Below are 4,813 nucleotides of genomic sequence, written 5' to 3'. Positions count from 1 at the left end.
GTGGCCCACTCGGCCGCCGCTACCGCCTCGTCGACGGCCACCGGGAACGGGTGTTCCGGCGCGAGCCGGTAGTCGACGGAGACCACGACCGCGGCCGCACGCGTCGCGAGCTCGCGACAGATCCCGTCGACGGAGTCCAGCGTTCCCAGCGTCCACCCGCCGCCATGGAAGTGAACGAGCGTCGGTGCGCCCTCGGCATCGGCTGCGTCGTCAACGGTCGCGGTGCCTCCGTCGGTGTCGGTCGCTTTTCCGGCTCGATCCGCGGTTCCGTCGGCCGGACCTCCTGCTACCGCCGCGGGCGGTCGGTACACCCGAACGGGAACCGGGCCGTGCGGGCCGTCGAACGCCAGATCGCGGACGGTCGCCACCGGCGGCTCCGGATCGCCGGAGAACACCTCGTCCTCCAGTTCCCTGGCGGCGTCTACGGAGAGGGTGTGCCAGTCGGGGAGCCCGAGACCTTCGAGCTCGTCGATGACCGCCGCGAGTTCGGGGTCGAGTTCGGCCGCGCGCATAGGGGGAGCGAGGCGGTGGTCCTTTATCAGTCCGCCGGCTACCACGACCGATGACGGTCCGGCTCGGCTACGAGAACGGAACGATCCGCGTGGACGCCGACGGGGACGACGCGGGTCGGCTCCCGCCGCTTCCCGGCGTCGAGGCGGATCCCCGCTCCGGGATCGCCCGGGCCCCCGCGTACCGATACGCGGCGATCCGTCGCGCGCTCTCGGTCGCCGGGGTCCACGTCGAGGACCGGGTGTTCGACGGCGATCGCGAGGGGCTCGGTCTCACCACCGACTACGACCTCCGCGAGTACCAGGCGGACGCGCTCGCCGCGTGGCGATCCGCTGACGACCGGGGGGTGCTCGAACTGCCGACGGGGGCCGGGAAGACGGTGATCGCGATCCGGGCCATCGTCGAGCTCGGCGTTCCAACGCTGGTCGTCGTCCCCACGGTCGACCTCCTCGACCAGTGGGAACGCGAGCTGGCGACCGAGTTCGACGTGCCGATCGGCCGGTTCGGCGGCGGCGAGCAGCGCCAGGAGGCGATCACGGTGTCGACGTACGACTCGGCGTATCTGAAAGCCGAGGCCGTTGGTGACGCCTTCGAGCTCGTGGTCTTCGACGAGGTTCACCACCTCGGCGGAGAGGGCTATCGGGATATCGCCCGGCTGCTCGCCGCCCCCGCCCGGCTCGGCCTCACAGCGACGTTCGAGCGGCCCGATGGTGCCCACGAGACGATCGCCGAGCTCGTCGGCGAGCGCGTCTACTCGCTCGACGTGGACGACCTCGCTGGCGAGCATCTCGCCCCATACGACGTCCGTCGGATCGAGGTGGAGCTGACTCCGGCCGAACGGGAGCGATACGAGGCGAAACAGGGCGTCTTCGTCGAGTACCTCCGCGAGTCGGGGATCACCTTCACCAGCGGCGAGGACTACCGCAAGCTGGTGTTGCGCTCCGGGAACGATCCCCGCGCCCGAGAGGCGCTGCTCGCGAAGTCGGCGGCCCGTGAGATCATGATGAACGCCGAACGGAAGCTCGACCGGCTCGCGGACCTGCTTCACCGGCACCGCGAGGACCGCGTCATCGTGTTCACCGCCCACACCGACCTCGTCTATCGGATCTCGGAGCGGTTCCTGATCCCGGCGATCACCGCGGAGACGGGCGCGGCGGAGCGCCGCGAGGTCCTCGAACGGTTCCGCGACGGGACTTACTCCCGGGTAGTCGCCGCCAACGTCCTCGACGAGGGGGTAGACGTCCCCGACGCCAACGTCGCCGTGGTGCTCTCCGGCTCGGGAAGCGAGCGGGAGTTCACCCAACGGCTCGGCCGGGTGCTCCGCCCGAAGGCGGACGGCGGACGCGCGATGCTGTACGAGCTCGTCAGCGCCGAGACGGCCGAGGAGCGGGTCGCCGGTCGGCGGCGGTGAGCCGTCTCCGGACCCGGATCTGACGGTCGTCGGCGGAGAGACGCGTGAGTCGGCGGTAGCGGACGTGTGAGTCGGCGGTAGCGGACGTGTGAGTCGACAGGGGCGTCGTATGCGAACACGTTCGGGTCGCCGCTTACGCCGTCCCCTGCCGTACGCCGGAACATGCCCACGAAGACCGAGGAGCGCACGACTGACGGGACTGCCGCCGATTCCGCGGACGCGGCGACATCCGATACGGGGAACACGACGGCATCCGAGCCGGCCGAGACGACCCTCACCGTCAGATGTACTGGCCACGTGCGCCGCGAGCTCGACGGCACCTACGAGTTCGAGTACGCGTTCGGGGGCCACACGCTCCGGGCGTTCCTCGACGAGCTGTTCGAGGAGTACCCCGAGCTCCAGGAGCTCCTGATCGCCGAGACGGAAGCGGAGTCGACCCACAGCGGGTGGGCCCCGACGCCGGAGGAGCTCCCCGGGACCTGGCGCAAAAACCCGGTCGGCGAGCAGACCGTCGCGTACGCCCGGATCCTAGTGAACGGTCGGTTCAACGAGAACGAACGCGGGTTCGACACGGTCCTCGAGGACGGCGACAGGGTCGCGCTCGTCTATCCGTTCATGTTCTGTTGTTGAGCGGGGCCGTCGAACCGGCCCGCCGCGTGCCGCGGGTCGGACACGCTTATTACGAGACAGGACACAGGGTTCGCCGTTCGGCCGGCGTTCAGTCGGTCGGCCCACATATGGCACGCATCCGTCTCCTCGTCGACCTACCCGACGGCCCGTGGATCGCGGACGTCTCACGCGCGTTCCCCGACGCGGTGTTCCGCGTGTTGTCCGCGACCCCCGGCGAGAACGCCGGGTTCGCCCTCGTCCGGATCACCGGCCGACCGGTCGACGAAGTGCTCGCTGCGATGGACGACCACACCGGGCTTGTTGAGTGTTCCGTGATGGTCCGCGAGGCGTCGGACGCCACCGTTCAGATCGAGGCGTCGGCCCCCCTACTTCTCGCCGCCGCACGGGAGGCCGGGATACCGATCGAGATGCCGGTCGAGATCAGCGACGGTGTCGCCACGCTCGACGCCACCGGCGCACACGATCGGCTGTCGGCGTTCGGCGACCAGCTCCGTGCGATGGGACTCGAGTACGACGTCGAGTTCGTTCGTCAGCGCGTAAACCCGAGCCGGCTCCTCACGGAGAACCAGCTCGACCTCCTCGTGACGGCCGTCGAGTGTGGCTACTACGACGTGCCTCGGGGGTGTACGCAGACCCAACTCGCGGCCGAGGCTGGGATCGCGAAGTCGACGTGTAGCGAGACCCTCCAGCGGATCGAACGGACGGTCGTGCGGGAGTTCATCGGCGACCTTCCGACGGTGAGCGGCGAGTTGAAGCGGGAGCTGATGGACCGCTGACGCCGCGGTTCCGGGTTGTGGGGGGCCGCTGATTGCCGCACATCGATCACGTTCCGGTCGAACGGGATCAGCCCTCGTATCCGGCGAGGTCCATCAGCGCCTCGAACTGTTCCGTGTCGAGGGCGTCCTCGTACACGAGTCCGGTGAGCATCCCGCCCGGGTAGGTGTCGCCGTTCATCACGTGGTTCACCTTGTGACAGTGGAGCGCGTAGATCCCCGGGTCGGCGTCGGCGGTAAACTCGATCGTCTTCCGCTCCGCGGGCGCTATCGGCACCACGTCCTCGGCGTAGCGGGCGGACTCGGGGATCACCCCGCCGTCCTTCTCGACGACCTCGAAGCGATGATTGTGCGTGTGCATCGAGTGGGTCTCGTACCCGTTGTTCGTCAGGTGGATCCGCACGCGGTCCCCCTGCTCGACTATCATCGGCGACCCCTCCTCCGGGTGGAGGCTGTACGGCGCGGAACGCCCGTTCACCGTGAACGCGTCGGGGTTTCGGTCCCGATGCGAGAAGGAGACGTCGCCGCCGGCCGTCGACGCCGAGAGTCGGGTGTCCCAGTCTTTCACCGTCAGGAAGAACTCCTTGTCCGGCGGCTCGTAGTCGACGGGGTCCACCCGGAGGATCCCGTACATCCCCAGATCGAGGTGGTTCTGCGTCTGGAAGTGACAGTGGTAGAGGTGGGTACCGGGGACGTTGGCGGTGATCTCGTACGTGTGTTCCTCCCCCGGGCCGACCTGTTTCCCGGTCGTGGTCGGGGCACCGTCGTCCATCCAGCTCTTCCGGAGCGCGTGGACGTGGAACGTGTGTGCCCGGTTGTGCCGCGTGTTGTCGTAGGTGAGCTCCATCTCCGTTCCCTCGGTCACTCTGAGCACCGGGCCGGGAACGCTCGGCTCCGTCTCGGCCGTCTCCCAGCCCCAGACTTCGGGGAGCTCCCACGGGCCGCCCCGCGCGTCCTCGCCGAGCAGCTGATGGCGACACGCCCGGGTCGAGAGCGTCACCGCGCCGTCGCGCTCGTCGAGGTCGACGGTCGTCGGCGGCGCGGTATACGGGTACTCCGTCTCGACCGCTGTCGAGTCGCTCCCGGACCACTGCTCCGGCTGGGCCGTTACCGTCTCCTCGGTCGGTTCCTCCGCTTCGACACCCTGAGACGGCGCGCCGGCACAGCCGGCGAGGCCGGCGGCACCGACCGCGGCAGCCGTCGAAAGGAACGCCCGTCTCGAAGCGGTTCGTCGACCGAACGCGTGCAGGCCAGTCATTACGGTTCGACGTCCTCGCTCGGGGGAGTTAACGCAGTCCCGCGCTCTCGGCGGCCGGGAATCCGCCCGTACCGGTTCGACTCTTTATCAGTGCTCGCCGTCAACCGACGACCGTGTTACGCAAGGACCTCCTCCGCGTGTCGAGAGCCGGCGGCGGGTACCGCCCCGAGTTCGTCGACCGCGAGCACCGCCCGCTCGCCGCGCGCGTGCTCGGCGCGTTCGAGGCGTCGG

The 4,813-nt window shown here is 69.3% G+C and carries 5 protein-coding genes; 3 read left to right on the top strand and 2 right to left on the bottom strand.

Translation table 11 applies throughout. From position 1 onward, the window contains the following. On the bottom strand, positions 1-512 hold a 512-nt coding region (locus ACFQEU_RS11470; RefSeq protein WP_379782243.1), incomplete at its 3' end, for an alpha/beta hydrolase fold domain-containing protein. Positions 513-562: 50 nt separating this feature from the next. Here ACFQEU_RS11470 and ACFQEU_RS11465 point away from each other — a divergent pair. From ACFQEU_RS11465 to ACFQEU_RS11455, 3 genes are all read left to right on the top strand, one after another. Next, complete coding sequence (locus tag ACFQEU_RS11465; protein WP_379782241.1) at positions 563-1,921, top strand: DEAD/DEAH box helicase family protein; 1,359 nt, start codon at positions 563-565, stop codon at positions 1,919-1,921. Positions 1,922-2,083: 162 nt separating this feature from the next. Then, positions 2,084-2,551, top strand: coding sequence for a MoaD/ThiS family protein (locus ACFQEU_RS11460; protein WP_379782239.1), 468 nt, complete (start codon positions 2,084-2,086; stop codon positions 2,549-2,551). Between the two features lie 107 nt (positions 2,552-2,658). After that, positions 2,659-3,327: a helix-turn-helix domain-containing protein gene (locus tag ACFQEU_RS11455; RefSeq protein ID WP_379782237.1), complete on the top strand. Its 669-nt coding sequence runs from the start codon at positions 2,659-2,661 to the stop codon at positions 3,325-3,327. A gap of 67 nt (positions 3,328-3,394) precedes the next feature. Here ACFQEU_RS11455 and ACFQEU_RS11450 read toward each other — a convergent pair whose 3' ends face one another. Further along, on the bottom strand, positions 3,395-4,582 hold the full coding sequence (locus ACFQEU_RS11450) for a multicopper oxidase domain-containing protein (RefSeq protein ID WP_379782235.1): 1,188 nt from the start codon (positions 4,580-4,582) through the stop codon (positions 3,395-3,397). Positions 4,583-4,813: the final 231 nt, after the last annotated feature.

Source organism: Halorubrum tibetense (genome assembly GCF_042661865.1).
In the GTDB taxonomy this organism is placed as follows: Archaea; Halobacteriota; Halobacteria; order Halobacteriales; family Haloferacaceae; genus Halorubrum; species Halorubrum tibetense.
Note: the sequence above shows the minus strand (reverse complement) of the source record. Positions and strands in the feature narration are given on the sequence as shown.